The sequence below is a fragment of the Mycobacterium sp. genome (assembly GCF_965229265.1).
Classification (GTDB): Bacteria; Actinomycetota; Actinomycetes; order Mycobacteriales; family Mycobacteriaceae; genus Mycobacterium.
This window is the reverse complement of sequence record NZ_CBDDIY010000013.1, coordinates 669682-694293: the sequence shown is the minus strand read 5'-3', so window position 1 is coordinate 694293 and position 24612 is coordinate 669682. Positions and strand designations below refer to the sequence as shown.

General features: G+C 67.8%; 22 protein-coding genes. 9 read left to right on the top strand and 13 right to left on the bottom strand.

Translation table 11 applies throughout. The features are described 5' to 3' along the window. Positions 1-118 precede the first annotated feature (118 nt). Entirely contained in the window at positions 119-1669 is a 1551-nt protein-coding gene (locus tag ADBZ9K_RS25275; RefSeq protein ID WP_526624982.1) for an FAD-dependent oxidoreductase, read from the top strand. Here the strand turns inward: ADBZ9K_RS25275 and ADBZ9K_RS25270 are convergent. Further along, positions 1613-1864 (bottom strand): hypothetical protein, encoded by a 252-nt coding sequence (locus ADBZ9K_RS25270; protein ID WP_526624981.1) that lies wholly within the window; start codon positions 1862-1864, stop codon positions 1613-1615. The two genes, ADBZ9K_RS25275 and ADBZ9K_RS25270, sit on opposite strands and share 57 nt — an antisense overlap. Before the next feature lie 45 nt (positions 1865-1909). After that, a complete protein-coding gene (locus ADBZ9K_RS25265; RefSeq protein WP_526624980.1) occupies positions 1910-2524 on the bottom strand; it encodes a helix-turn-helix domain-containing protein in 615 nt (204 codons plus the stop codon). A gap of 108 nt (positions 2525-2632) precedes the next feature. Between ADBZ9K_RS25265 and ADBZ9K_RS25260 the strand changes: the two genes are divergently transcribed. From ADBZ9K_RS25260 to ADBZ9K_RS25250, 3 genes are read left to right on the top strand one after another with little or no spacing between them, the layout of a single operon-like run. Next, complete coding sequence (locus ADBZ9K_RS25260) at positions 2633-3976, top strand: NAD-dependent succinate-semialdehyde dehydrogenase (RefSeq protein ID WP_526624979.1); 1344 nt, start codon at positions 2633-2635, stop codon at positions 3974-3976. Positions 3977-3978: 2 nt separating this feature from the next. Continuing rightward, positions 3979-5196, top strand: coding sequence for an acyl-CoA dehydrogenase family protein (locus ADBZ9K_RS25255; protein WP_526624978.1), 1218 nt, complete (start codon positions 3979-3981; stop codon positions 5194-5196). 1 nt (position 5197) lies between these two features. Further along, on the top strand, positions 5198-6661 hold the full coding sequence (locus ADBZ9K_RS25250) for an aldehyde dehydrogenase family protein (RefSeq protein WP_526624977.1): 1464 nt from the start codon (positions 5198-5200) through the stop codon (positions 6659-6661). A 34-nt stretch (positions 6662-6695) separates the two neighbouring features. Here the strand turns inward: ADBZ9K_RS25250 and ADBZ9K_RS25245 are convergent, their stop codons facing one another. The 4 genes from ADBZ9K_RS25245 to ADBZ9K_RS25230 all read right to left on the bottom strand — a co-directional run bounded on the left by ADBZ9K_RS25245 (position 6696) and on the right by ADBZ9K_RS25230 (position 9770). Then, positions 6696-7034: a rhodanese-like domain-containing protein gene (locus tag ADBZ9K_RS25245; RefSeq protein WP_526624976.1), complete on the bottom strand. Its 339-nt coding sequence runs from the start codon at positions 7032-7034 to the stop codon at positions 6696-6698. A gap of 327 nt (positions 7035-7361) precedes the next feature. Then, entirely contained in the window at positions 7362-8048 is a 687-nt protein-coding gene (locus ADBZ9K_RS25240; protein WP_526624975.1) for an IF2 family translation initiation factor, read from the bottom strand. Between the two features lie 35 nt (positions 8049-8083). Continuing rightward, positions 8084-8638, bottom strand: a complete 555-nt coding sequence (locus ADBZ9K_RS25235; protein WP_526624974.1) for a CsbD family protein — start codon at positions 8636-8638, stop codon at positions 8084-8086. 73 nt (positions 8639-8711) lie between these two features. Continuing rightward, positions 8712-9770 (bottom strand): zinc-dependent dehydrogenase, encoded by a 1059-nt coding sequence (locus tag ADBZ9K_RS25230; RefSeq protein WP_526624973.1) that lies wholly within the window; start codon positions 9768-9770, stop codon positions 8712-8714. Between the two features lie 267 nt (positions 9771-10037). Between ADBZ9K_RS25230 and ADBZ9K_RS25225 the strand changes: the two genes are divergently transcribed. Continuing rightward, positions 10038-11930, top strand: a complete 1893-nt coding sequence (locus ADBZ9K_RS25225) for a PTS mannitol transporter subunit IICBA (protein WP_526625635.1) — start codon at positions 10038-10040, stop codon at positions 11928-11930. Between the two features lie 21 nt (positions 11931-11951). Continuing rightward, on the top strand, positions 11952-12710 hold the full coding sequence (locus tag ADBZ9K_RS25220; protein WP_526624972.1) for a DeoR/GlpR family DNA-binding transcription regulator: 759 nt from the start codon (positions 11952-11954) through the stop codon (positions 12708-12710). Positions 12711-12716: 6 nt separating this feature from the next. On the opposite strand, the gene ADBZ9K_RS25215 is transcribed toward ADBZ9K_RS25220, so the two are convergent. Beyond that, a complete protein-coding gene (locus ADBZ9K_RS25215) occupies positions 12717-13682 on the bottom strand; it encodes a LuxR C-terminal-related transcriptional regulator (protein ID WP_526624971.1) in 966 nt (321 codons plus the stop codon). A 196-nt stretch (positions 13683-13878) separates the two neighbouring features. On the opposite strand from ADBZ9K_RS25215, the gene ADBZ9K_RS25210 reads away from it, so the two are divergent. Next, on the top strand, positions 13879-15072 hold the full coding sequence (locus ADBZ9K_RS25210) for a TetR/AcrR family transcriptional regulator (protein WP_526624970.1): 1194 nt from the start codon (positions 13879-13881) through the stop codon (positions 15070-15072). 10 nt (positions 15073-15082) lie between these two features. Here the strand turns inward: ADBZ9K_RS25210 and ADBZ9K_RS25205 are convergent, their stop codons facing one another. Genes ADBZ9K_RS25205 through ADBZ9K_RS25180 form a run of 6 tightly spaced genes read right to left on the bottom strand, consistent with a single transcriptional unit; the run spans position 15083 to position 22230 of the window. Further along, positions 15083-15853: a glucose 1-dehydrogenase gene (locus ADBZ9K_RS25205; protein WP_526624969.1), complete on the bottom strand. Its 771-nt coding sequence runs from the start codon at positions 15851-15853 to the stop codon at positions 15083-15085. A 28-nt stretch (positions 15854-15881) separates the two neighbouring features. Beyond that, positions 15882-16982: a 3,4-dihydroxy-2-butanone-4-phosphate synthase gene (locus tag ADBZ9K_RS25200; protein WP_526624968.1), complete on the bottom strand. Its 1101-nt coding sequence runs from the start codon at positions 16980-16982 to the stop codon at positions 15882-15884. Further along, positions 16979-17488: a flavin reductase family protein gene (locus tag ADBZ9K_RS25195; protein WP_526624967.1), complete on the bottom strand. Its 510-nt coding sequence runs from the start codon at positions 17486-17488 to the stop codon at positions 16979-16981. Before ADBZ9K_RS25195 ends, ADBZ9K_RS25200 begins: the two co-directional genes overlap by 4 nt. Then, positions 17488-18537 (bottom strand): alpha/beta fold hydrolase, encoded by a 1050-nt coding sequence (locus ADBZ9K_RS25190; RefSeq protein ID WP_526624966.1) that lies wholly within the window; start codon positions 18535-18537, stop codon positions 17488-17490. The genes ADBZ9K_RS25195 and ADBZ9K_RS25190 overlap by 1 nt, the downstream gene beginning before the upstream one ends. Before the next feature lie 13 nt (positions 18538-18550). Continuing rightward, positions 18551-21088, bottom strand: a complete 2538-nt coding sequence (locus tag ADBZ9K_RS25185) for a 2Fe-2S iron-sulfur cluster-binding protein (protein WP_526624965.1) — start codon at positions 21086-21088, stop codon at positions 18551-18553. Between the two features lie 32 nt (positions 21089-21120). Then, complete coding sequence (locus ADBZ9K_RS25180; protein WP_526624964.1) at positions 21121-22230, bottom strand: LLM class flavin-dependent oxidoreductase; 1110 nt, start codon at positions 22228-22230, stop codon at positions 21121-21123. Positions 22231-22439: 209 nt separating this feature from the next. Between ADBZ9K_RS25180 and ADBZ9K_RS25175 the strand changes: the two genes are divergently transcribed. Further along, positions 22440-23351: an enoyl-CoA hydratase/isomerase family protein gene (locus ADBZ9K_RS25175; RefSeq protein WP_526624963.1), complete on the top strand. Its 912-nt coding sequence runs from the start codon at positions 22440-22442 to the stop codon at positions 23349-23351. A gap of 15 nt (positions 23352-23366) precedes the next feature. Then, positions 23367-24611 carry an acyl-CoA dehydrogenase family protein gene (locus ADBZ9K_RS25170; protein ID WP_526624962.1) on the top strand — a complete coding sequence of 415 codons (1245 nt, stop codon included), beginning with the start codon at positions 23367-23369 and terminating at the stop codon, positions 24609-24611. Position 24612: the final 1 nt, after the last annotated feature.

Here is a 24612-nt window from a genome sequence, read left to right as displayed (position 1 = left end):
CACTCGTCAGCGGTGCAAATACTACCGGGTCTCACTACTGATGATTTCCTCAATCGGCCTTGACTGACAGTAACGTCGTATGTGACGATTTCGTCACTTGTGGTGGACAGGAGGCGGCATGAGAAGCCCCAACGATCCCGCTGTCGTCATCGTCGGCGCCGGGCCTACCGGTATCACCGCGGCGACGCTGCTTGCCCAGTACGGCGTGGCCAGCCTGGTGCTCGACCGCTACGCCGAGGTCTATCCGCAACCCCGTGCCGTCCATCTCGATGACGAGGTCTACCGCATCCTGCATCGGCTCGGCGTCGCCGAGGAGTTCGCCGCGATCTCCCGGCCGGCGCGGGGATTGCGGCTGCTGGACCCGGATCTGCAGGTTCTGGCGGAGTTCCAGCGCGACACCGCGCACACCCGCCACGGCTATCCCGAGGCCAACATGTTCGACCAGCCCGAGTTCGAGGCGTTGCTGCGGACCAACCTGGCGCGCCACCCGCTTGCCACGCTGCGCGGCAACGCCGAGGTCACCGACGTCGTCGAGATCGGCAATGGCCGCATCCAGGTCACCTACCGCGACCGCGGTGACGGTCGGGAACACGTCGTCGAGGCGGACTACCTGCTGGGCTGCGACGGGGCCAACAGCCTGGTGCGCGCCCGCATCGGATCGACCATGCGGGATCTACGTTTCGAGCAGCGCTGGCTGGTGGTCGACGTGTCCACCGCGGCCGACCTAGGTCAGTGGGCCGGTGTGCACCAGTTGTGCGACCCGCGCCGGGCCGGCACCTTCATGCAGATCGGCGACGTGCGCTACCGCTGGGAGTTCCGGCTGCTGCCCGGCGAATCCGCGGACGACTTCAGCACATTGGACGCGCTTGGCCCGCTGATCGCTCCCTGGACGACGCGGGTCAGGGTCGACGATCTGGAACTGGTCCGCGTCGCCGAATACACCTTCCGCGCCCTACTCGCCGACCGGTGGCGGCGCGGCAACATCTTTCTGCTCGGCGATGCCGCCCACCTCACGCCACCGTTCGTCGGCCAGGGTATGGGCGCCGGGCTGCGCGACGCGATGAACCTGTCCTGGAAACTGGCCGGGGTGATCGACGGACGCCTGGCTCCGGCGGTGCTCGACAGCTACGAGCAGGAACGAAAACCGCACGCGCACAAGATGATCAATCTGGCACTGCTGGTCGGCCGCGCGATGACCGCCGGCGGTGAGACCGGCAACCTGCTGCGCCGCATCGTCGTTCCCCGAATGCATGTGCTGCCTGGCCTGCGGGAGCGCGTGGTGGACTCCCGGACTCCGCCGCTGCATCGCTCGGTGTTCGTGCACCGGTCGCGCCACCCCCGCCAGCTCGGAGGGACGCTGTGCCCCAACGCCGTCGGCCCCGACGGGCGCCGGCTCGACGAGGTACTGGGCACAGGTTTCACGGTCGTGACCAGCCGACCGCCGAACGCGGCCGAACGACAGCTCATCGAGCGCTACGGCGCGGAAGTGCTGGTGACCCAGCCCGGAAGCGAGCTCGCGGCATGGTTGCGCCGCGCGCATGCCGACGCAGCGATCATCCGGCCCGACCGGACGGTGTGGTGCGCGGGCCGCGAGATCGCAGAGTTGGCCGGCCTACTCGGGAGCTATCTGATGGCTGTCGACGAAAACCAGGGTGCCCGCGTCCAATAACACTGCCCAGCGTCGAGCCGCATCGGCGATGTGGGTGTCGCCGAGATCGACGGCGTGGCCGGCCAGGTCGCCAAAATCCTCGACGATGACACCGGCTGCCTCGTCGTCGGTGTCGACGTACACCCGGATTCGCTGGTTGACGGCGAGCGGTTGTTCGCCGTCAGCGCGCTTCTTCTCTTCCGCTGACTTCTTCACCCGAATGCCTTCCCCGGGACGTGTTAATGCGTCAGTACAGCACGTTCAGGCTCGATGTGGGCCGGAATTCCGCGGGATCGGCGGCACGATCGACCACAGCACCTCGCTGTCGTCATGTCCGGGGTTATCCCAGGAGTGCACCGCTGTTGCCGAGAAGGTATAGCAATCGCCAGCTTTGAGTACCGATTCCTGTCCGTCGACGGTCAGCCGCAGGCAGCCGCGGATGACGAAAACGAAGATGGTCTGCGAGTCCAGGGTATAGGCCCCACCGGTGCCGCCACCGGGCTGCAGCACCGAGCGCATCACCTGGAGGTTGCGTTCGGTCTCCGGGGTCAGCAGGTATTCGCGGATTCCGCTGCCGCCCATCTCCACCGGCGCACCGTCACCACCGCGAACCACCGGCGACTCGGGATAGTCGAACAGCGAACCCACTGAGACACCGAGGATTTCGCACACCTTGAGGAGGTTGGGCACCGAGATCGTGGTCTGGCCGCGCTCGACCAGGCTCAGGAATCCCTTGGTGAGCCCGGCCCGGTCGGCAACCGCCTCCAGCGTCAACTCGCGCTCCCTGCGCAGCGCCCGTAGCTTGGGCCCCAGCCGGGTCATCCACCCGTCGATGCCCGCCGCCACATCGCTCCCGGCAGCCGCGTCCTGTGTCATGAGGACACCTCGCCTTCACCAGTCGCTCGGTCGCCAGGTCTTGCGCAGCCGAAGTTTAGCGGTATATAACTTTCCTAAGTTTTACACTACTAAACACCAGGACGGGACATGAGTCTGTACGCAGTGGTCGACCCCAAGACCGGAGACGTCGTGCGGGAGTATCCGACCGCGACCGACGAGCAGATCGAGCAGGCACTGGCCTCTGCCGCCAAGGCATACCGCGAGTGGTCCAAGACGTCCACGGTGGCGCAGCGGGCGGCCCTGGTTCGGCGCGTCGCCGAGCTGCACACCGAGCGCCGCGAGAAGCTCGCCGAGATCATCCACCGCGAGATGGGCAAGCAGCTGGAGCAGGCGCTCGGCGAGGTGGACTTCAGCGCCGCCATCTACGAGTACTACGCCGACAACGCCGAGAAGTTCCTGGCCGACGAGCCGATCGACCTGCTCGACGGCGACGGCAGCGCGGTGATCAAGCGCGGCCCGGTCGGCGTGCTGCTGGGCATCATGCCGTGGAACTACCCCTACTACCAGGTGGCCCGCTTCGCCGGACCGAACCTGACGCTGGGCAACACCATCGTGCTCAAGCACGCCCCGCAGTGCCCGGAGTCCGCCGAGGCCATCCAGCAGATCTTCGACGACGCCGGCTTCCCCGCGGGCGCCTATGTCAACGTCTATGCCACCAACGAGCAGATCGCCCAGGCCATCGCCGATCCGCGGGTGCAGGGTGTCTCGCTCACCGGTTCGGAGCGCGCCGGTGCGGCGGTGGCCGAGATCGCCGGCCGCAACCTCAAGAAGGTCGTGCTCGAACTCGGTGGCTCCGACCCGTTCATCCTGCTGAGCACCGACGACCTCGACGCGACCGTCGAAGCGGCCATCGCCGGCCGGTTCGAGAACGCCGGGCAGGCCTGTAACGCCGCCAAGCGGTTCATCGTGGCCGCCGACCTCTACGACGCGTTCGTCGACAAGTTCACCAAGAAGGTCCTCGAGACTGCCGACGAGTTGGCCCCGCTGTCCTCGCTGGCTGCGGCCACCCGGCTGGCCGAGCAGATCGACCGCGCGGTGGCCGACGGCGCCAACCTGGTCTCGGGTGGTGAGCGCAAGGGCGCTTACTTCCCGCCCGGTGTGCTCACCGGCGTGTCCCCCGACTCCCCGACCTACCGCGAGGAGTTGTTCGGCCCGGTCGCCATGGTGTTCAAGGCCAGCTCCGAGGATGAGGCCCTCGAGATCGCCAACGACATCCCGTTCGGATTGGGCTCGTATGTGTTCACCACCGATAGCGAGCAGGCCCAGCGGGTGGCCGACAAGATCGACGCCGGCATGGTGTTCGTCAACCTCGTCGGCGCCGACGGCGTCGAGTTGCCGTTCGGCGGCGTCAAGCGCTCCGGTTACGGCCGCGAGCTCGGCCGGTTCGGCATCGATGAGTTCGTCAACAAGAAGCTGATTCGGATCGGATGATCATGAGCACCACCGCAGCACCGCCCAAGAAGGACACCACTGGGTCGCATACCTATGGCCCACTCGAGCTGTTCGGTATCGACCGGTTGCTCGACTCCGACGAGCGCGACATCGCCGCCACCGTGCGCAAGTTCGTCGACACCAGGCTGCGGCCCAATGTCGAGAACTGGTTCGAATCGGCCACCCTGCCCAAGGAATTGGCCAAGGAGTTCGGTGACCTGGGTGTCCTGGGCATGCATCTGCAGGGGTACGGCTGCGCGGGGACCAACGCGGTCAGCTACGGCCTGGCCTGCATGGAGCTCGAAGCCGGCGACAGCGGGTTCCGCAGCTTCGTGTCGGTGCAGGGCTCGCTGTCGATGTTCTCCATCTACCGCTACGGCTCCGAGGAGCAGAAGAACGAGTGGCTGCCCCGGCTGGCCGCCGGGGACGCCATCGGCTGCTTCGGTCTGACCGAACCCGACTTCGGCTCCAACCCGGCCGGAATGCGGACCCGGGCCCGCCGCGACGGTAGCGACTGGGTGCTCAACGGCACCAAGATGTGGATCACCAACGGCAATCTCGCCGACGTGGCCACGGTGTGGGCGCAGACAGGAGACAGCAGCGGGGATATCAGGGGCTTCCTGGTGCCGACCGACACCCCCGGTTTCACCGCGAACGCGATCCACAAGAAGCTGTCGCTGCGGGCGTCGGTGACCTCGGAACTGGTGCTCGACAACGTCCGGCTTCCAGCCTCGGCGCAGCTGCCGCTGGCCGCGGGCCTGGGTGCGCCGCTGTCCTGTCTGAACGAGGCACGCTTCGGGATCGTGTTCGGCGCGCTGGGCGCCGCGCGCGACAGCCTGGAGACCGCAATCGCCTACGCCGGCGCGCGTGACGTGTTCGACCGGCCGCTGTCGAGTTTCCAGCTGACCCAGGAGAAGCTGGCCAACATGACCCTGGAGTTGGGCAAGGGCATGCTGCTGGCCGTTCACCTCGGGCGGCTGAAGGACGCCGAGGGCGCCCGGCCCGAGCAGATCAGCCTGGGCAAGCTCAACAACGTCCGGGAAGCGCTGGCGATCGCCCGCGAATGCCGAACCATATTGGGCGGCAGCGGAATCACACTGGAGTACTCCCCGCTGCGGCACGCCAACAACCTGGAGTCGGTGCTGACCTACGAGGGCACCTCCGAGATGCACCTGCTGTCGATCGGGCGCGCCCTGACCGGGCAGGCAGCGTTCCGCTGAGGTGACCGGTACGAACGAACTCCGGCATCTGATTGCCGGGCAATGGCTCTCGGGCAGCGGGGACGCGATATCCAGCGTCAACCCGGCCAGTCCGAAAGTAGTTGTTGCCGAGGGTGGTTCAGCCACCGAGACGGACGTGGACAACGCGGTCGGCGCCGCATCCGGGGCGCTGCGCGGCTGGGCCGCCACCCCGATGCACCAGCGCGGAGCCGTCCTGATCGAGGCTGCGGCGATCGTGGATCGCAACGCCGAAGGCTGGGGCCTCGAGCTGGCGATCGAGGAGGGCAAGACCAAGGCCGAGGGGATCGGCGAGGTGCGACGGGCAGCGCAGATCCTGCGCTACTACGGCAACGAAGGCGACCGGCAGGCCGGTGAGATCTTCGCCTCGCCGCGCGCCGGCGAGCAGATCTTGGTGACCCGCAAGCCCGTCGGCGTGGTCGGCGTGATCACCCCGTTCAACTTCCCCATCGCGATTCCGGCCTGGAAGATCGCGCCGGCCCTCGCCTACGGCAACACCGTGGTGTGGAAGCCGGCCAGCACCGTTCCGCTGCTGGCGATCCGGCTCGCGGATGCGCTCAACGCGGCGGGCCTGCCGGCCGGTGTGCTCAACCTGGTCATCGGCGAGGTCGCGGTGGGCGACGCGCTGGTCAACCACCCCGACATCGACGCGATTAGCTTCACCGGCTCCACCGGGGTGGGCCGGCGCATCGCCTCGGCGGCCGCCGCACGTGGCGTGCCGGTGCAGGCCGAAATGGGCGGCAAGAACGCGGCGGTGGTGCTTGACGACGCAGACTTCGACCTAGCGTTGGAGCAGGTCATGTTGGGTGCGTTCCGCTCGACGGGCCAAAAGTGCACGGCCACATCGCGGTTGATCGTGACCGACAAGATCGCCGACCGGTTTCTGGAGGCGCTGTCGCAGCGGGCCGATGCGCTGGCCGTCGGCGATCCGACCGACGAGGCCACCCAGATGGGCCCGGTCATCACCGGAACGGCCCAGCGCGGCATCTACGCGAGCATCGGCTCGGCGATCACCCAGGGTGCAGAGGTGCTGGCCGGCGGTGGGCCCTACCGGAAGGGACCACTCGCCGAGGGATTCTTCGTCGCGCCCACGATCGTGGAGTTGACCGGTCCCGCGGATGTCTGGACCGACGAACTCTTCGGCCCAGTGGTGGCGGCCCGCCGCGCCGCCGATGCCGAGGAAGCGTTCGCGCTGGCCAACGACAGCGAGTTCGGGTTGTCGGCAGCCATCTTTACCCAGGACCTCACTCGGGCACTCGAGGCGGCCGAGCACGTCGACGTCGGCGTCCTGCACATCAACTCCGAGTCGGCCGGCGCCGACCCGCACGTGCCGTTCGGCGGGGCGAAGAAGAGCGGCCTGGGGCCCAAGGAGCAGGGCACCGCGGCGCGCGAGTTCTATACCCACACCACCACGGTGTACCTGCGCGGCGGTCAACCGCGAGGTTGAAGGCCGACCGCACCGGTCGCCGCGCTCGGCCTTTCTACATGACCGTTCCGGCGCTCCCATCGTCACGGACGACGGGGCGGCCGCCGCCGTCCCACGCCACCATGCCGCCGGCCAGGTTGTAGACGGTGATCCCGGCGTCCGCCAATATCGCGGCGGCGACCCGTGATCGGTTCCCCGAGCGGCAGATAGCGACCACCGTGCCGGCCGGGTTGAGGCTGGCAGGGTCCAGTTCGCCAAGGCGAACATGTATCGCACCGGGGATGTGCCCGGCCGCCCATTCGTCGTCCTCGCGGACGTCGAGCAGGACGGCGGCGGACTCGTCCACCAGTTGCATGGCCGCGCCGGGGTCGATGTCCTCAGGTGTCGTAACCATCATGCTGTTCCTCTCCGCCCTCAGGCTTTCTTCCTACGAATCGCGGCTTCGATCTCGTCGCCCGGTCCTGCCAGTGATCCTACTTTATACCCCCATGGGTATACAGTTGAATGTCCTCGGGCGCGGTTGTCTGCCTGATTCCTCACACAACGCCGGGCCGGCCGAATCGAGTGGGCGCCCAGGGCGTCCACTGTGCGGTTAGGGCGATCTCGGGAGCGATTTCCCGCCGCCGACGCACAGTCGAAACCGCAGACGCACAGTCAATACGAAGCTGGGCACCCCGCCGCGGTCCGACCGTCTGCGGAGTGCCCAGCCGAATAGCGGCGCCTACTTCGTGCCGTTGCCCGCGGCGCGGGCTTGCTGTCGCTTGGCCTTCTCGGCGTCGGCAAGCTCGGCGACCCGGTCGGCGTCCTTGCGGGTGGACACCGCTTCGCTGCGCTTCTGCTGGGCGTCGGCGATCTTGGCCTGAGCGGCCTTGGTCGCTGCTTCCTGCGCCGCGTCGATCCGGGCCTGCTCGTTGAGCTTGGCCTTCTCCACCGCATCGGCGCGCTGGGCGGCCGCCTTGGCCACGCTGGTCGTGGCCGCTTCGGTGCGCTTCTGGGCGGCCTGCGCGGCGGTGCGCTTGCGCTCCTCGGCGTTGCGCCGTGCCTCTTCGACCGTCTCCTTCCTGGCGGTCTGGGCGTTCATCCGTTCACGATTCGCCTCGTCGCGGCGAGCGGTGAATTCCTCGCCGGCAGCTTGGGCTTGCGCTTGCGCCTCGGCATCGAGCCGGGCGGCCTCGCGAAGCGCGTCGCTGCGCTGCGCGAGGGCCACGCCGCGCTCGGCGAGCTCCGGATCTCCCAGGGCGTTGCCGACGGTCACATCGAGGGCACCCAGCGAGCGCTCGTAGAAGAGCCGGGCGGGTGATTCGGTGTCGAGGCGGGCGACGAGTCGGTCCTCGACGAATTGCAGGGGAATGCGCACCGCGCGGTATTGCAGGCGCAGGATGGCGAAGGGCACGTCAGTGATGTTCACGGGCTGGGCTCCTAGAGTCCGGTAGTCGTCGACGCTCAGGGGAGGTCAGCGTTGTTGGTCAGGTCATCGGCCGAGCGGCGCAGGCGATCGGCTTCGGCCTTCGACTCAGCGGCATCGAGCACCGCGTCCTGGTGATCGGCCGCGGCCGATTCGAGCTTCTCCTGCGCCTGCTGTGACTCCAGGCGGGCGCGCGCGTCGGCGCCGGCGGCTTCGCGGTGGGCGTCCCGCTCGGCCCGCGCGGCCTCGGTGACGACCTGCTGGTGGGCGGCCTGCTCGGCGGCCTTCTTCTGGGCCGCCGCCTGATCGTCGATCAGCTGCTCGGCCACCGCGGCCCGGCTGTCGACCTCGACACGGGCGTCCGCGCCGGCCGATCGGGCCTGTGCCTTCTGCTCCTGTGCCTCGGTTGCTTCGGCCTCGGCGACGGCCTCTACGGCGTTGGCCTCTTTGCGGTGCTGCGCCTCGACCTGGTCGAGTTGCCCTTCGGCGGTCAGCGAGTTGTTGCCGGTGACCGCACCGAAGATCTCCTTGGCCTTGCCCTTGATCGAGCCGATCAGGCCCGCTCTGGCCTGGGCAGCGTTGTCGTGTTCCATCAGGTCCTCTCGTGGATTGCTTACCCACGTGTTCCACCAGAGGAAAAGCCGAAACCCCTCGGCCGCGAGCCGGCTACGGCTCGACGGTGACCTTGATGGCCTCACCGCTTTTGACGATGCCGAAGGCGTCGAGCACGTTGTCCAGCGAAATATGCCGGGTGATCAGGTCTTTGACCGGGACCTGACCGCTCGAGATGTACTCCAGCGCGCGCTTGTTGTGCTCAGGGGCCGACCCGTTGGCGCCGTGGATGTGCAGCTGACGGTAGTGAACGAGATTGGAATCACAGGTGATCGTCGGATTCGTCTTGGGCAGGCCGCCGAAAAACGAGATGCGCCCGTTGCGGGCGGCCATCGCGATCGCTTGCTCCTGGGTGATGTTGGCCGCGGTCGCGGTGATGACCACATCGGCGCCCCGGCCGCCGGTCAGCTCCATGACCTTGGCCACCACATCCACCTCCGCGGCGTTGATGACCTCGTCGGGGTCGACCGCGTCGGCCGACATCTTGAGCCGGCTGTCGTTGACATCGACCAGGTAGACCGGCCCGCACTTGTGCACGCCGCGGGCGATCCGGATATGCATGCACCCGATCGGGCCGGCGCCGAACACGACGACGGTGTCGCCCTCCTCGATGCCGAGCAGCTCCTGTGCGTTGATGGCACAGGCGAACGGCTCGGCGGCCGACGCCTCGTCGAAGCCGACGTTGTCCGGGATGCGGTTCAGGCCGTCGACTTTGAGCACCTGCCGGGGCACGATCATGAACTCGGCGAATCCGCCGTCGTACTGGTAGCCCACCGAGGTCTGGTTCTGGCAGACCGCCATCCAGCCCTTGCGGCATTCGTGGCATTCGCCGCACGGCACCGCGGCGATCACCTGGACCCGGTCACCGGCCTGCCAGTCGCTGCCGTATCGCTGGTTCACCTCGGCGCCCACCTCGACGATCTCCCCGGCGATCTCGTGCCCGATCGTCCGCGGCGGGGTCAGGTTCTGGTGGCCGTTGTGGAAGATCTTGACGTCGGTGCCGCAGGTCGAGCAGTTGCGGACTCGGATCTTGACCTCGTCGGGCCCACATTGCGGTTCGGGCACCTCCTCGAGCCGGACGTCTTCGGGGGCATAGAAGCGCAAGGCCTTCATGGTGATCGTCCTTCGTCTCGAGGGGGCGGGCGCGGATGCATCAACCGCACCGTAACGACGATATCGGCAATCCGGGCATAAAACCACATTTTCTGTTGCCCATTCATGACCGATTGCTTGCGCAGATGCCCGGTTGTGGGTTTTACTGATCCCCAGATGTGACTGGCATCACCCCGAGATCGGAGGCCCGAGTTGTCCACCACCGAGACGAAGCCGCGGACGACCGCACGGGTCCATGTCCAGAAGCTGGGCACGTTCCTGTCGAACATGGTCATGCCCAATATCGGCGCATTCATCGCCTGGGGACTGATCACCGCCCTGTTCATCAAGGCGGGCTGGCTGACCGGCATCTTCGCCGGCCTGCGCAGCCCGGCCGGCTGGGTGGCCCAGATCGGCGGGTGGGGCGACTTCGCCGACGGCGGCGTCGTGGCACCGATGATCACCTACCTGTTGCCGATCCTGATCGGATCGACCGGCGGCCGGATGGTCTACGGCACCCGTGGAGCCGTCGTCGGCGCGATCGCCACGACCGGCGTCATCGCCGGCTCCGACGTGCCGATGTTCCTGGGCGCCATGATCATGGGCCCGCTGGGCGCGTGGGTGATGAAGAAGGTCGACGCGCTGTGGGACGGCAAGATCAAGCCCGGCTTCGAGATGCTCGTCGACAATTTCTCGGCCGGCATCGTGGGGCTCGCCATGGCCGTGATCGGATTCTTCGGCATTGGACCGATCGTCTCGGCGTTCAGCCGGTCGGCCGGTCACGTCGTCGACTTCCTGGTCGACCACAACCTGCTGCCGCTGACGTCGATCTTCATCGAACCGGCCAAGGTGCTGTTCCTCAACAACGCCATCAACCACGGCGTGCTGACCCCGCTGGGCACCACGCAGGCGCTCGAGACCGGCAAGTCGGTGCTGTTCCTGCTGGAGGCCAACCCGGGTCCGGGTCTGGGAATCCTGCTGGCGTACATGGCATTCGGCCGGGGCGCGGCTCGGGCATCGGCGCCGGGCGCCGCGATCATCCACTTCTTCGGCGGCATCCACGAGATCTACTTCCCCTACGTGCTGATGAAGCCGAAGCTGATCGCGGCCACCATCCTGGGCGGCATGACGGGCATCTTCATCAACGTGTTGTTCGGCTCGGGGCTGCGCGCCCCGGCCGCACCCGGCTCGATCATCGCCGTCTACGCGCAGACCGCCACCGGTAGCTATGTGGGCGTGACGCTGTCGGTGCTCGGCGCGGCCGGGGTCTCGTTCGCGGTGGCCTCGCTGCTGCTCAAGACCGACCGGTCCGACGCCGACGGCGATCTGGCCGCGGCCACCGCCGAGATGGAGGCCCTCAAAGGCAAGAAGTCCAGCGTCTCGGCGGCCCTTCTCGGCTCGGCCGGCCGCGCTCCGATCACCAGCATCGTGTTCGCCTGCGACGCCGGCATGGGGTCGTCGGCGATGGGCGCCTCGGTGCTGCGCAAGAAGATCCAGGGAGCCGGGTTCACCGACGTCAAGGTCACCAACCAGGCGATCTCGAATCTCACCGACAGCTACGGCCTGGTGGTCACCCACCAGGATCTGACCGACCGGGCCCGGCAGAAGACACCTTCGGCGGTGCATGTCTCGGTGGACAACTTCATGAACGCGCCGCAGTACGACGAGATCGTCGATCTGCTCGGCAGCTCCGGCGGTGGCAATGGCGCCGAGCCAGCCGTGGCCGAGCCGGCCCCGGAAGCACCGGCCGCCGACATCCTCGATGTGGAGTCGATCGTGCTGACCGGAACGGCCACGACGCGGGAGGCGGCGATCAGCGAAGCCGGCCGGTTGCTGGTGGCCTGCGGAGCCGTCGAGCCTGCCTACGTCGACGCGATGCACGAGCGGGAGGGCTCGGTGTCCACCTACATGGGCAACGGGCTGGCCATCCCGCACGGCACCAACGAGGCCAAGGACTCGATCCGCCGCACCGGTATCTCGTTCGTGCGCTACGCCGAACCGATCGACTGGAATGGCAAGCCGGCCGAGTTCGTCGTCGGCATCGCCGGTGCCGGCAAGGACCACATGGCGCTGCTGACCAAGATCGCCGGGGTCTTCCTGGACAAGGATGAGGTCGCCCGGCTCCGGGATGCCCGCAACCCCGAAGAGGTCCGGTCGGTACTCGGCGGCTCCCAGCCGTGAGAGACAAGTGAGAATGGGCGGGTGGATTCGGAGACCCGTCAAGGCCGCATCGTCGAGTTCGCCCGCACCCGGGGGCGGGTCGAGGTCGCCGCGCTCGCCGACGAACTCGACGTGGCCGCCGAGACGATCCGCCGCGACCTGAAGGTCCTCGCCGGCCGCAGGCTGCTCAAGCGGGTCCACGGCGGCGCTATCCCGCTGGAGACGGCCGCCTTCGAATCGACCGTCGAGTACCGAAGCCAGGTGGACCTGGCGGAGAAGCACCGGATCGCCGCGGCCGCGGTCGAGTTGTTGCAGGGGGCCGAAACGGTATATCTCGACGAAGGTTTCACCCCCCGGCTGATCGCCGAGCGACTGGCCGACCACGATCTGACGGTGGTGACCTCGTCGCTGCTGGCCGCCGAGGCGCTGGCCCACAGCCAGTCGGCGACCGTGCTGCTCCTCGGTGGACGGATGCGCGGGCGCACCTTGGCGACTGTGGATCACTGGGCGACCGACATGCTCGGCAGCTTGGTGATCGACGTCGCTTACCTTGGGACGAACGGGATTTCACCCGAACATGGCCTCACCACACCCGACCCGGCGGTGGCCGCGGTCAAGCAGACAGCGGTGAAGGTGGCCCGGCGCCGGGTGCTGGTCGCTGCCGCGTCGAAGTTCGGCGCGAGCAGCTTCTGCCGCTTCGCCGAGGTGGCCGATTTCGAGACGATCGTCACCGACACCGAACTGCCAGCCGCCGAGGCACGACGCTACGAGGACTTGGGGCCGGCGGTCATCCGGACCTGATGGGGCTCAGGGCCCGCGACGGGTGAGCCGGTGATACAGCGCGGCGGCCTCGGTCCGGTTGGCGGCCCCCAGCTTCCGGAGAATCTGTTTGACGTGCACCTTGACCGTGTTCTCGGTCAGGAACAGCCCGCTGCCGATCTGGGCGTTGGTCTTGCCCAACGCGATGCCGCGCAACACATCCCATTCCCGCGGTGAGAGCCGGTCGGTGGCGCGCTCAGCGCCGGGCAACGACGACACCGCGGCCAGCCGCACCGGTCCCGACTGGGTCGCGGACGCCGCCGCACACCCCTCGTCGGCGGGGCCGCCCAGCGCAGCCGACGCCTGGTTGATCACCCGCAACCGGTCGGCAAGCTGAGCCCGCTCGATCGCCAGGCCCAGCCCGCGGGCGTAGAGGCCGAGCAGCGTGCGATCGATCTCCTCAACGCCGCGATCGGGATACCCGTCGGCGTGCACCATGGCCACCGGAGCTCCCCACACCTGTACGGGAGCGGCGACATAGTCGGTGGTCCGTGCGAACCTGACCAATTTGCGAAAGACCCTGGGATTCGACTGCGCGTCGCGGACCAGGATCGGGACACCGCTGAGCAGCATCTCGGACTCGATCAGCTGGCCCGAGACACGGCGTGAATGTGCGGTGCCGAACGCCACCAGCTGCTCGGCGAAATCGGGATCGCTGCCGACGTAGGCCTGCTGGGCCAGCCAGATCCCCTGATCGACCCGGGAGAACAACACCCGGCGAAAGCCCATCAGCGCCGCAGCCTCGGGCGCCAGCCCGAGGAGTTCGTCCAGCGACGACGCCGCGACCAGCCGGTCAACGGCCCGCTGGACGCCGATGACCACGTGCGCCGGATCGCCGGAGTCGGGTTCGCAGACGTCGGTTCGCGCTCGGGCCGGGCCGCCCACCACCGCGGGCAGATGACTCAGCGCCGCAGCGCCAGATGCCTTTACCGCCGAGTCGAGCCGACCGATCACCCTCGCGAGAGTACGCGCGCTCCCCCATTATGTCTATAGGCGATACGCGATAATCGATCGGCATCGATAGCTAATAGACCAAGCAGACATGGATTTTGGACTCGTGATGTATTTTTGAGATACGTTCCCGATTGCGATACTGGGCGATCTGGGAGGATGTTGCGGTCCGGCGAAACACAGAGGGGGCACGCCAGCGATGCAGCCAACCGTCGCGGCCGTGAGACGCAGGCCGAAGGACCGGAAAAAGCAGATCCTCGATCAGGCCGCGCGGCTGTTCATCGATCGCGGATTCCATTCGGTCAAGCTCGAGGAGATCGCGGAGGCGGCCGGGGTGACCGCCCGGGCGCTGTACCGCCATTACGACAACAAACAGGCCCTGCTCACCGCGGTGATCCTCAACGCGCAGGACGAGTACCAGAGTGTCCGCAATCCGGAGGGTCGTGCGCCGGAGGCGGCGGCCCGCCCGCTGGAGGCCGAGCTGCCCGACCTCATCGCCGCGGCGGTGGAAACCCGGGCACTGACCGTGCTGTGGCAGCGGGAGGCCCGCTATCTCACCGCCGCCGACCGCATGGAGGTCCGCGACCGCATCAATGCGATCGTCGCGGGGATGCAGGCCGGGGTGCGGTTGGAGATGCCGCAGCTCAGCCCGCAGCACACCGAGCTTCGGGCGTGGGCCGTGTCGAGCACCCTGACCAGCCTGGGCCGGCACAGCCTCACCCTGCCGGCCGGCGAGCTCAAGGAGCTGCTGCACCGAGCGTGCCTGGCGGCCGCACGCACCCCCGCGGTCGGAGCCCTCGAACCGATCGAGGGGGCGCCGGAGCGCGAGGTGGCATTGTTCTCCCGTTACGAGACGCTGCTGGCCGCCGGCGCCCGGTTGTTCCGGGCTCGCGGCTATCCCGCGGTGAGCACGGCCGAGATCGGCAAGCTCGTCGGGATCGCTGGACCGGGCCTGTACCGCTCGTTCTCCTCCAAGCAGTCCATCCTCGACACCCTGGTACGCCGCCTCGACGAATGGTCCACGCTGGAGTGCGTTCGCGCGTTGCGGGCCAATGCTCCTGCCCCGCAACGACTCCGGCAGCTGGTGGACGGTCGGGTGCGGGTCAGCCTGGATGATCCCGACCTGGTGTCGGTGTCGATCACCGAGCTGTCCTCGGCGTCGGAGGAGGTGCGCGACAGCGTGGTGAGAAACCAGGCCGACCGCGACGGGGTGTGGATCGACCTGACCCGCACTCTGGTTCCCCAGACCACCGCGGCCCAGGCCCGGCTGCTCGCCGCGGCCGCGGTCAGCTTCATCGAGGATGTCTCACGGACCTGGCATCTGACCCGGCGCACCGACGTCGCCGAGGAGATGACCGCGATCGCGCTGTCGATCCTGACCAGCCGCGGCTGAGCCGGCACCGTCACCACAGGGCGGCAACCGTGCCGCCGTCGGCGAGTTGAGCGGTGCCGTTGACCATCGAGGCGTCGTCGGAGAGCAGGAACGCGACGACACCGGCCATCTCCTCGGGCCCGGCCATCCGACCCTGCAGGCGACCGATCATGGTGTCCGCACCGCCCGCACCGAGCGCATCGTCGAACATCGACATGGCGGTCTGCTGCATCGGTGTATCGACGAAAGCAGGCAGCACGGCGTTGGATCGCACGTTCGCCGAACGCAATTCGGCGGCCGTGATGCGGCTCAGGTGGATGATCCCGGCCTTGGACATCCCGTAGGCGGCGGTGCCTGCCGCCGCGACGAGACCGCCCAGCGAGGACATGTTGACGATCGCCCCGCCCCCGCGCTCGATCATTCTGGGCGCCGCGTGCTTGGTACACAGCCAGGCGCCGAGCAGGTTGATCCGGATGACCCGCTCGAAGTCCTCGACGGTGGTGTCCAACAGCGGCGCAAAGTGCACCACACCGGCATTGGCGACCAGCTTGTCGACACCGCCGAAGGCCTCGACACACGCCTGCACCATGGCGCTGACCTGGCCCTCGTCGCTGACATCCACCCGGTGACCGATCGCCCCGCCGCCGATGTCTGCCGCCGCAGCGGCCGCGGCATCGCCGTTGATGTCCGCACACAGCACCTGCGCGCCCTCGGCAGCGAGCCGGCGCGCGACCGCCAGGCCGATGCCGGCCCCGGCACCGGTCACGATCGCGGCCTTGCCGGCCAGGTCGGGATGCGTCATCGCCACCTCTTATCCCCTACCACGCTTCTCACCCGGTGGCCGACCACCGGGAGTACGACTCGACGTGCAGCCCGTGCTCGCGAACGGCCCCGAACATGAGCAGACCGAGGTCTGGTGCGTCGTCGGACAGTCTGACCGTATAAACCCCGAGGTCGCGCAGAATCCACGCGATGGTTTCCGACACCGCGTCGGGGGCGGCCATCTCACCGGCCAACAACCCGCACGCGCGCACCCCGGGCGGACGCACGTAGATGATCATCCCGGTACCGGTGGCGGTCATGTCGGCGACCGCGCTGTCCAGTTCCGCGCCGCAGCGGCAGGCCAGCGAGCCGAACACATCACCGCTGAGGCATTCGACGTGCACGTGCAGTGGCATGGGCGCGTCAGCACCGGCCGCGCCGGCGATGACGGCCAGGTGTTCGCAGCCGTCGCCGGTGCCGCGGTATCCGACAACCCGCAGGGCGCCGGCCGCGGTCGGCAGCGCGGTCTCCGCCAGGCGCACCACCTGGGGTTCGGTGCGGCGGCGGTACGCGGCGATCTCGGCGATCGAGACGACGGGCAGCCGGTGCCGGGCCGCGAACGCGGCCAGTTCGCGGGACCCGGCCATCGCGGCTGGATCGTGTTGCGACACAAGCTCACAGAGCACGCCGGCCGGCCTGCGCATGGCCAGGCGGGCCAGATCGACGGCCGCCTCGGCCGCACCCGGGTGCACCGACAGGACCCCGTGCCGTCGGGCCTGCACCGGGATGACATGACCGGGCCTGCGGAAGTCGGCGGCGGTGGCGTCCGCCGCCGCCAGCGTCGCGATCGTCCTGGCGCGATCGGTCGACGAGATCCCGGTGCCCACACCCCGGGCGTCGACCGCAACCCGGTGCGCCGCTGTCCCCGACGACTGCCCGTCCTGGTGGCACATCGGCGGCAGGTTCAACCGCTCACAGTCCGATCCCGGCAGCGCGACCCGGACGTAGCCCGAAGTGTGCCGGACCGTGAACGCCAGCAGTGCCGGTGTCGCGGCGTCGGCGGCGAACACCACATAACCCTGTTCGACGGTCTCGTCGACCACCACCGCCGGCCGTCCCGTGGCGACGGCGGAGACGGCGCGGCGCACGCGGCCGTGTGCGGTTCTCATGCGGTCTGCGCTCCGACGCCGGCCAGACGCCGGAACCGGCTGCCGTGGAACACCAGCGGCGGTGTCGCCGGGTCGGCGCCGAGCGCACAGATCTCCAGAACGGCGATCACATGGTCGCCGGCGGGGATCTCGCTGTGCACCCGGCAGTCCAGCCAGGCCGTGGCGCCGTGCACCAGCACTGCCCCGCTGGGCAGCTCCGACCATTCCACCCCCGCGAAGCGGTCACCGTGTTTGCGGGACAGGCGCAAGCAGACCTCGTCGTGTTCCTCAGCCAGCACGCTCAACCCCAGCCGCGGCAGGCCGCGCAGGGTGGGCCATGTCGACGAGGTGTTCTGCACGCACACCGAGACCAGTGGCGGATCTACCGACACCGAGGTGAACGAGCTGGCGGCCATCCCCACCGGCGCGCCGCCGGTAATCGCACACACGGCGGTCACCCCGGAGGGGAAGCAGCCGAACACCCGGCGCAGCTCGGCGCCGTCAGCGGGACAAGGGCGCAGCTCCACTACCGCAGTCCGCCAAGGAAATCGAGGAGCAGCCGGTTGGTCTCCTTGGGCTCCTCCTGCTGAATCCAGTGCCCCACATCGGCAACCATGTGGGTGCCGCAATAGTTCGGCATCACTTCCCCGGCCCGCTCGACCGCCTCGAGGCCCCAGATTGTGCCCACGTCGTACTGGCCGCCGATGAACAGCGCCGGCGGCGTCAGCGGGATACCCTCCTGGTCGGCGAGATCCTGCCAGTCGTTGTCGATGTTGTGGTAGAAGCTCAGCGGACCGCCGAAGCCGGATCGCTCGAATTCGCCGGTGTAGAAGTCGAGATCGGCCTCGGTGAACCACTCCGGCATCGGGTCCGGGTAGACGAACGCGTCCTTGAGCCGTGCGCCCTGCTCCATGCACAACGGTCCGGACCGGATCACCTCGATCGGATCCATCGCCGCCAGATCCACGCCCGCGGCGACCGCGGCCGCGGCAGCCGCGATCGCCGGCTGCCCGGACACGGTGTAGGTCAGGCCGAGCAGCCAGCCGCGCAGGTCCTCCTCGATCTCGGCGATGATCCCGTCCTGCTCGGAGAAGTAGTCCTGGTACCAGACCTTTCCGGGGCCGGCGAGTTCCAGGTGGTACTCGTTGGGACGGCGCTCCCCGAAGGGGCTTCCCGGCAGGCCGATCACCCCGCGCCCGGCAAAGGGCACACTGATCCCCACCACGCCGCGGCAGCGGTCGGGATGTAGCCAGGCGAAGGTCCAGGCAACGGGTGCGCCCCAGTCATGCCCGACCACCACGGCCTGCTTCTCGCCGTAGGCGTCGATGACGCCGAGGATGTCCCCCACCAATTCTTTGATGCGATAGGCGGTTTGGACGCGATACTTCGACGACTGACCGTAGCCCCGCTGGTCGATGGCGACCACCCGGTAGCCTGCCGCGGCCAACGCGGGAATCTGGTGACGCCACGAGTACCAGGACTCGGGGAAGCCGTGCACGAGGACAACCAGCGGTCCCTCGCCGTCCTCCACGGCGTGAATCCGGGTGCCCCGGCAGTCCAGCATCCGGTGGATCATGTCGCCCTCTTCTCTACTGGGTGCGGGTGGCGGTCAGATCGGCGAGTAGCTCGTCGGTGACCATCGGCGTCTCGATCTGCGGAACGGTGCGGTTGGCATAGTTGCGTTCGATCAGCGTCTGCTGCCCCGACAGCTTCGTGCGTGCCCATTTGCCGATAACGCGCGCGGCCACCTTCGGAGTCATCAGCGCCGCAGCAGGTTTGACCAGGTGGACGACCGCGAGGAACTCGTTGTAGGTCTCGGGATCGTCGTGCACCAGCTCCATCACCCGGTCCATGTACCAGGTCAGCGCACCGAAGTAGAAGGGCCGCTTCTTGTCGGCATCCTTGAGCCAGTCGAAGCGCAGGTTCTGCTCCCGGATGACGAACCACGCGGTGTCGGCCATCTTGGCGATCTTGCGGAAGTAGCGGCGGGGCAACTCGGGATGGCCGGCACCATACTTGGCCAGCAGAAGCTGCATCACACGAACCTCTTTGAGCGCCAACGTCATCCCCAAGCCGGATACCGGATCTGCGCTGGTGTAGGCGTCACCGACGACGAGCAGTGCCCGCGGCAGGTTGCGCTTCTTCTCGTAGCGCAACCGCAGCATGTTCGGGTAGCGGAAGTTGTAGATCTCCGATGCCGGTTCCAGGCCGTCGATGTTCTCCCCGATCACCGGTGAGGGCATCCGGTCGGCGAACTCCCGGAACTCGCGGGCGGTCCGCGGCGGTGAGTAGCAGTTGTAGGCGACCAGTGAGGTGGACAGGATGGTTCGGGAGCTGTCGGTGTAGTACTGCGCGGCGTAGGTGTCCTCGAAAGGCCGGTAGGCGTAGCAGATCACCATCACCTTGTCGTCCCACTGCCGTTCCGGCGGCACCTTGTGGTACATCGTGGAGTAGAAGCAGTTGATGATGTCCTGCTCAGACTCCGGGGCACCGATTCCGATGCGGTCGAGGAACTCCGGCAGACGGGTGTTCTTACCCGATGCGTCGACCACGAATTCGGCTGGTATCACCTGCAGCTCATCGCCGCCGCCGGATGTCGCCACGCCGATCACGGCGTTGGTGTCGCGGTCGTAGACCAGGTCGCTGACGGCCGCGTCGTAACGGAAGTCGACGCGCGGTTCGTCGTCGAGGCGGCGCCGCACACACCATTCGAGCAACGGGCGCCCGGCACAGACGATCTGGATGTCACCGGTGCCCGGCTTCTTCCACGAGCCGCCGAGGCGGATGCGGTACTGGGCGGCCATGTCGACGTCGAACGCGCCCTCGCGCACCATGTCGTCGATGATCCCGGGGAAGAAGCGCTCCAGCTCGATGCGGCCGGCGGTGAGCAGATGGTGCAGATGCCAGCCCTGGGCGGCACCGGGCCTGCCCTCGCGACGGGTGTGCGGGGGATCCTTCTCCAGGACGATGACCCGTTCGAAGGTCTCGGTGAGCACCTTCGCTGCGGCGATACCGGCGATGCTGCCGCCGATGACCACCGCGGTCCCCCGGCCGCGAGCCCGCACATCAGCCAGATTCAGTGCGGCGTAGTCCAGATACGGTGCACTGCGCCGGCGCGCGGGGCCGCTGGCCACGAACTTCTCGTAGTAGAGACCCGTGCCGTGGATTGCGTTGTGGCCCAGCCAGGTCCGGGTGGCTTCGACCATCGCCGGTGGACCGCACAGATAGACGTCGGCATTGCCGCCGCCGAACATGCTCGGGTCCAGGACGTCGGTGACCAGTCCGACCGGGCCGTCCCAGCCCGGACCGGGGTTGGCCACCACGGTGTGCACCCGCAGGCTTGGGATGCGCTGCTGCAGATCCTCGAGCTCGCCGAGCTTGCACAGGTCGTCGGCGTTGGTCACGCCGTAGATCACCTGTACCGGCTGGTCGATCCCGGCGTCCAGGCTGGCAGCCATCGCCAGGATCGCCGACAGCCCGGTGCCGCCGGCCACCAGCACCAGCGGCCGCACGACCGGACGCAGGTAGAAGCCACCCTTGCTGCACCGCATCGCGATGCGGTCACCGGGTTTGGCGCGATCGCGCAGGTAGTCCGACATCTCGCCGTGGGGCAGTATCCGCACGATGAACTCCACGGTGCTGCCGCCGTCGGCGGGATGGGCATAGGAGTAGTTGCGCCAGGCCGTTGTGCCGGGGACCTTCAACTGGGCGAACTGTCCAGCCTGATAGCTCAGCGGACCCAGATCCGAAACGTCGATCGTGAGGAGCGCGGTGCTCGCCGACACGTGCTCCACCGCGATCACCGTTCCGGTACCGGTGACCAGTCGCGCGGCGTTGTCGTCGGCGGGGTATTGGAGACTGATCAGGCAGTCCGAGGTGGCAAAGGTCTGGCAGGTCAGCACCTTTCGGGCATCGCGTTCCACCTCGGACAGCCCCTCGGTGCGGCCCATCTCGTACTCACCGGAGGTGCAGGTGGCCACACACGTGCCACAGATCCCGCTCTGGCATTCGTTGACGATCGCGACGCCGTGTTCTTCGGCGGCCTCCAGGATCGACTGGTCCGGCTGTGCCGGCATCGTCTTCGTTGTTCCGTCCGAATACCGGACGGTAATCTGCCGAGGTTGCATGTCCCTGCCTTCCCAGTCCGTTTCGACCCGTACTAGACGACCAAGCCAGCGGGCTTCTTGGCGATGCGGGCATTCAGCCGTGGCATGACTTCCTCGGCCAGCAGACGCATCGACTCCTTCCACGGGCCCGGGTTGTCGAGGTAGTCGAAGCCCAGGATCAGCAGGTGCCCGAAGCCACCCACCTGGTCGTAGGTGGCTTCCAGTTTGTCCACCACGGTCTCCACCGATCCGACCACGAAGGTGTTCTCGGCCAGGTATTCCGGCGTGACGTCCTCGTCGGGCACCGCCGGATTGTGCTTGTAGAACTTGGTCATGCCGAACATCCGGAACGTCGGCAGCACGTACTCGCGCATGTTGCGGCCCATCATGCCGTCGACCGCATAGCGGAAGGCCTGTTCGTCGGTTTCGGCGACGACGACTTCGCGGACCAGCCGCCAGTCGCGGCGATCGGGGGTACGCCCGGACCGGGCCGCACCTTCCAGTACCGCATCCCAGTGGGTGGCAACGTATTCGGTGTTTAGGTCCAGGCTCATCGGCAGGTAGCCGCGCTCACCGGCGAGCTTGAGGGTCTCCGAACCCGCACTGAACCCGGTCACCCCGATCGGCGGATGCGGCGCCTGGAACGGCTTGATGTGTCGCTTCATCAGGCCTTCGAACATCGGCGCGATCCCGTTGGCGTTCCAGTACTTACCGCGGAACTCCCAGGGCTGATCCTCGGTCCAGACCTTGAGCATGATCTCCAGCGCCTCGCGGGTCATCTCGCGGTGCTCGCCGTTCTGGCCGTCCACATCGAACAGGGCCCAGTCCCCAGGGATGCCACTGGCGCCGACGCCGAGCATGAAGCGGCCCTGGGCCAGATGGTCGAAGTAGGCCACCCGATGGGCCAGCTCGACCGGATGGTGATAGGGCAGCAGGTGGGCCCCGGGCGCGAGCTTGATGTTCTTGGTGCGCAACAGCGCCTGCGCCAACAACAGGTCCGGCGCGCAGATCGGTTCCCACGGCACCGTGAAGTGTTCGCCGACCCAGGCCTCCACGTAGCCCAGCTCGTCGGCCAACTGGATGAGCTCCAGATCCCATTGGGTCGCGTCGTAGAGGCTGCGCTCCGGCGGATGTGCCGGCATCAGGAAAATTCCGATCTCCATCTTGATCTTGAACCCTCTCGGTAGTCGTCGAACACGCGCATCCGTCTGGCAACTGCGACGTACACCACAGTACTAGCAAGATACTTGATTCGGCGCAAGATGCAGTTTTCTACGAACTTTGTGCTTCCATAGTCTTCTGGAAGACGTACTGACTATGGACATAAACCGGCGCCGCCGCGTAGCGTGCTCAGTCAGCGGCGTCCACGCCGGTGAAGGGAGCATCTGTGCAGCATTTCGACTACATCGGGTTTGAAACGGTCGACGACGGACGGATCGCCGTGATCACGCTCGACCGCCCGAAACAGCGCAACGCGCAGAACCGCGGGATGCTCGTCGAGCTCGGCGCGGCATTCGAACTCGCCGAGGAGGACGACACGGTCCGGGTGGTGATCCTGCGCGGCGCGGGGTCCTGCTTCTCGGCGGGCCACGATCTCGGGTCCGCCGACGATGTCCGAGAGCGCGGAACCGGTCCGGGCCGGCATCCCACCTATTACTGCAACGGGGGGACCCTCACCGGCGCCGATGCCCGGCACCGGCAGGAGTGGCATTACTTCTTCCAGAACACCAAGCGGTGGCGCAACCTGCGCAAGATCACCATCGCCGAGGTGCACGGCATGGTGCTGTCCGCCGGCCTGATGCTGGCCTGGTGCTGCGACCTCATCGTCGCCGCCGAGGACACGATCTTCGCCGACGTCGTGGGCACCCGCCTGGGCATGTGCGGGGTGGAGTACTTCGGCCACCCCTGGGAATTCGGCCCGCGCAAGGCCAAGGAGCTGCTGCTCACCGGTGATTCGCTGGATGCCGACGACGCCCATGCGCTGGGCATGGTCAGCAAGGTCTTCCCGGCCGCCGAGCTGTCGGCGCGCACCATCGATTTCGCCCGGCGCATCGCCAAGCTGCCAACCGTCACCGCGTTGCTGATCAAGGAGTCGGTGAACCAGAGCGTCGACGCCATGGGTTTCTCCACCGCCCTCGATGCGTGCTTCACCTTGCATCAGCTCAACCACTCGCACTGGGCCGAGCTCACCGGTGATCCGCGGGGCATCGGCACCGTGGAAAACGGGCTCGAAGACTGGCGGCTGGCGCCGGAGATACTGCCCGCGGCCAAGCAGCGGCCCTGAGCCAGCGGAGCACAGGTGGACATCGACTATCCCCCCGAAGCGCTCACGTTCCGCGCCACGATCCGCGCCTTCCTCACCGAATGCCTGCCGACCGGCTGGGCCGGGTCGGGTGCGCTGCCCCCCGAGGAGCGCGACCAGGTGCGGCAGTGGTGGCGCAAAGTCCTCGCCGACCGCGGCCTGGTGGCCGTGTCCTGGCCCCGGGAGTACGGCGGTGGCGGGCTGTCCGCAGTCGAACAGGCGGTTCTGGCCGAGGAGTTCGCTCGCGCCGGCGCTCCCGAGCGCGAAGAGAACGACATGCTGGGCATCGACCTGTTGGGCAACACCCTGGTCGCCCTCGGCACCGAGGAACAGAAGAGACACTTCCTGCCGCGCATCCTGTCCGGCGAGGATCGCTGGTGCCAAGGCTTCTCCGAGCCCGACGCCGGGTCGGACCTGGCGTCGGTGCGCACCAGGGCAGTGCTCGCGGGGGACGGCCACGCGAGCGACGCGACGGGGGACCAACACTGGGTCATAAACGGCCAGAAGATCTGGACCTCGGCCGGCGCGAGCGCCAACTGGATCTTCGTGCTGGCCCGCACCGACACCGCGGCGCCCAAACACAAGGGCCTGACGATGCTGCTGGTACCCATCGACCAGCCCGGTGTGCTGGTTCGGCCCATCGTCAACGCGGCCGGGCATGCGTCGTTCTCCGAGGTCTTCTTCAACGATGCCCGGTGCCGGGCCGCCGACGTACTCGGCGGCGTCGGCGGCGGCTGGGCGACCGCGATGACGGTGCTCGGTTTCGAGCGCGGGTCGCAGATCACCACGGCAGCCATCGAATTCGGCCGGGACCTGGACCGCCTGCGCCAACTCGCCCGGGACCGTGGCCGACATACCGACCCGCATGTCCGCGACGAACTCGCCTGGTGCTACTCGCGGGTACAGATCCTGCGATACCAGGGCTACCGCGGCCTGACCGCGCTGTTGAATGGGCAACGCCCTGGTGCCGACGCCGCAGTCAACAAGGTGATCTGGAGCGAATACTTCCGCCGCAGCACGGATCTGGCCGTCGAGATCCTCGGCGACGAGGCGCTGTGCCCGGGCGGCCCCGGTAACGGGGCCGCACTGATCATCCCCGTTCCTGGAACACCGAATTCGCCCGCATGCTGGCTCGACGAGCTGCTGTACGCGCGCGCGGCGACCATCTATGCGGGCAGCTCACAAATCCAGCGCAATGTGATCGGCGAGCAGCTGCTCGGACTTCCGAAGGAGCCGCGCTGAC